This window comes from uncultured Caballeronia sp. (assembly GCF_964243625.1).
Classification (GTDB): Bacteria; Pseudomonadota; Gammaproteobacteria; order Burkholderiales; family Burkholderiaceae; genus Caballeronia.
This window is the reverse complement of record NZ_CAXTGZ010000649.1, coordinates 1-3,344: the sequence shown is the minus strand read 5'-3', so window position 1 is coordinate 3,344 and position 3,344 is coordinate 1. Positions and strand designations below refer to the sequence as shown.

At 59.6% G+C, this 3,344-nt stretch carries 1 protein-coding gene; it reads left to right on the top strand.

Annotated features, from left to right (window positions below):
- Positions 1–137 precede the first annotated feature (137 nt).
- A complete protein-coding gene (locus ACFFAR_RS28645; protein WP_174365181.1) occupies positions 138–3,287 on the top strand; it encodes an error-prone DNA polymerase in 3,150 nt (1,049 codons plus the stop codon).
- The last annotated feature ends 57 nt before the right edge of the window (positions 3,288–3,344 follow it).

Genomic DNA, 3,344 nt, shown 5'->3' with positions numbered 1-3,344 from the left:
GCGCGCTCGCGAGCCGCGATTATTTCGTCGCGCAGGCGCACGATCAAAGCTGTTACTGGATTTATCGCGAGCGGCCGGGGAGTGCCGACGCGGAAGATCCCCGCTGGTTCCTTCACGGCCTCTTCGGATGACGCGCCGTGGATACGACCTTCTCCACGCTGCCCGCGTATGCGGAGCTATTTGCGTTTTCCAATTTCACATTTCTCCACGGTGCGTCGCGTGGAGAAGAGCTGGTCGCGCGCGCGGCTCAGCTTGGATACGCCGGTCTCGCGATCACCGACGAATGCTCGCTTGCGGGCGTCGTGCGCGCGCATGTGGAGGCGACGAATCTCGACTTTCCGCTTGTGATCGGCTCGTATTTCAGGCTCGTCAATGCGGACCGGTCGCCGGCGTTCGGGCTCGTCTTGCTGGCGCAGAACCGCGAGGGTTACGGCAATTTGTCGGAGTTGATCACCATCGCGCGGATGCGCTCGAAAAAGGGCGAATACCTGCTTACGCCGAACGATCTCGCGCGCCCGGACAAAGAATTCGCCCATCTGCGCGGCATGCCGGATTGCCTCGCGATCCTCGTGCCCGATTTCCCCGCGAAAGAAGCCGCGCTCGACGCCCAGGTCGAATGGCTCGACACCACGTTTGCTCAACGCGCGTGGGTCGGCTTGACGCTGCATCAGCGCGCACTCGACGATATGCACAGAGGGACAGTCGAACACATTGCATCGCTTTATAAAGTACCCGTGGTCGCAACTGGCAACGTGGTGATGCACGTGCGTTCACGCAAGCCGCTGCAGGACACCATGACGGCGATCCGCATTGGCAAGCCTGTGTCCGAGTGCGGTTACGAGCTCGCGCCGAACGCCGAGCAGCATCTGCGGTCACGGCTGCGGCTTGCGAATCTTTACCCTGAGCAAACCTTGCGGGAAACGCTCACCGTACTTTCGCGCTGCACTTTTTCACTGCAAGAACTCAAATACGAATACCCCGATGAACTCGTGCCCAAAGGCTATACATCGGCTTCCTATCTAAGGCAGGAAACGTATATTGGCGCGCAGCGCCGCTTTCCTTCAGGCGTGCCGCATGAGGTCCAGGCGCAGATAGAACACGAACTCGATCTGATCGTGGATCTGGAATACGAGCCGTATTTTCTTACCGTGTACGATCTCGTGCGCTTTGCGCGCAGTGAAAACATTCTGTGCCAGGGACGTGGGTCGGCCGCGAATTCCGCCGTCTGCTATTGCCTCGGTGTGACCGAAGTGGATCCCGCAAGCAGCAGCATGCTGTTCGAGCGCTTCATCAGCAAGGAGCGCGGTGAGCCGCCGGATATCGATGTCGACTTCGAGCATCAGCGGCGCGAAGAAGTGATCCAGTACATCTACAAGAAATATGGGCGGGACCGGACGGCGATTGCGGCGGCGGTATCGACATACCGGCCGCGCGGCGCATTGCGAGAGACGGGCAAGGCACTGGGTGTCGATCCGCAGATCGTGGATCGCGTCGCGAAGTCGCATCAATGGTTCGATACCAGTCAGGACTTGCTGCAACGCTTCATAGAATCCGGACTTGATCCGGAGAATCCGCTGATTCAGTCGTGGGCATCGCTTGCGGCGCAATTACTGAATTTTCCACGGCATTTGTCGCAGCATTCCGGCGGGTTTGTGATCAGCCGGGACAAGCTCACGCGGCTGGTTCCCATCGAAAACGCGGCGATGGTCGATCGCAGCGTCATTCAGTGGGACAAGGACGATCTGGAAGCGCTCGGCCTTTTGAAAGTCGATGTGCTTGCGCTCGGCATGCTGTCCGCAATCAGGCGCACGCTCGATATCATTTCGGAGAAACGCGGCGAGCACTTTGAGATGCAGGACATTCCACGTGAGGATAAAACGACTTACGAGATGATCTCGCGGGCGGATACCGTCGGCGTGTTCCAGATCGAATCGCGTGCGCAAATGTCGATGTTGCCGCGGCTCAAGCCGCAAAAATTTTATGACCTCGTGATCGAGGTTGCGATCGTGCGTCCGGGTCCGATCCAAGGCGGTGCCGTGCATCCCTATTTGCGCCGGCGCCAGGGATTTGAGCCGGTGACTTTTCCCAACGATGCCCTGAAGGTCGCGCTCGAAAGAACCCTCGGCGTGCCGATCTTCCAGGAACAAGTGATGCAGATCGCGATGATCGCGGCCGGTTTCACAGCCGGCGAAGCCGATGCCTTGCGTCGCGCGATGGCCGCCTGGAAACGCAAAGGCGGTCTCGGAAAATACTACGACCGGATCGTGAACGGCATGACCGAGCGCGGTTATGAAAGAGCCTTTGCAGAAGGCATATTCGAGCAGATCAAGGGCTTCGGTGAATACGGTTTTCCTGAAAGCCACGCGGCGAGTTTTGCATTGCTCGTGTATGTCAGCAGCTGGTTGAAGTGCCATGAGCCTGCGGCGTTTCTTGCCGCCATGCTCAACTCGCAGCCAATGGGTTTTTATTCGCCTTCGCAGCTCGTGCAGGATGCGCGGCGTCATGGCGTTGTCGTGCTTCCCGTCGATGTCACCATCAGCGGCTGGGATGCGGTGCTCGAGCGCGATGCCGATGGAAACAAGACCGCGGTGCGGATGGGTTTATCGCTGCTCAAGGGAATGCGCGATGGCTCAGCGGAGCGCATCGAAACGGCGCGTTCGGTGCGTCAGTTCGCGAGCGTCGGTGACCTCGCGCAACGGGCGCAGCTCGACCGGCACGATCTGCAGGTGCTGGCTGCAGCGAATGCGCTGACATCGCTGGCGGGGAACCGGCGGGAAGCGCTTTGGCAATCGGTCGCCGCCGTACCCGACAAAGACATGCTGAACGATGCACGCATGGAAGACGCAACGCCTGTGCTGGGCGCTCCGTCGGAAGCCGACGATATCATCAGCGACTACAAGACGGTCGGTTTATCGCTTGGACGCCATCCGCTTGAATTGCTGCGGGCGGAATTGCTTGCGCATCGATTGATGCCGGCGGCGACGTTGCACAGTTATCGCAATGGCAAGCTCGCGCGTGGTTGCGGTTTGGTGACCGTGAGGCAGCGGCCGGGGACCGCGAAGGGTGTGATGTTCGTCACGCTGGAAGACGAGACGGGAAATGTGAATGTGATCGTGTGGCCGAGTTTGCTGGAAAGGCAGCGGCGCGAGGCGCTGGGCGCGACGCTGCTTGCGGTGTATGGCACCTGGCAATGTGAAGGCGAGGTGAAGCACCTTGTTGCACAGCGGCTGGTGGATATGTCGCATATGCTGGGCGGGCTGGCCAGTGTTAGCCGGGATTTTCATTAAACCCTTTTCATGAACTCTTTACCCCACCTCCGCCAACATCGCCTTGACCGCGCTCAT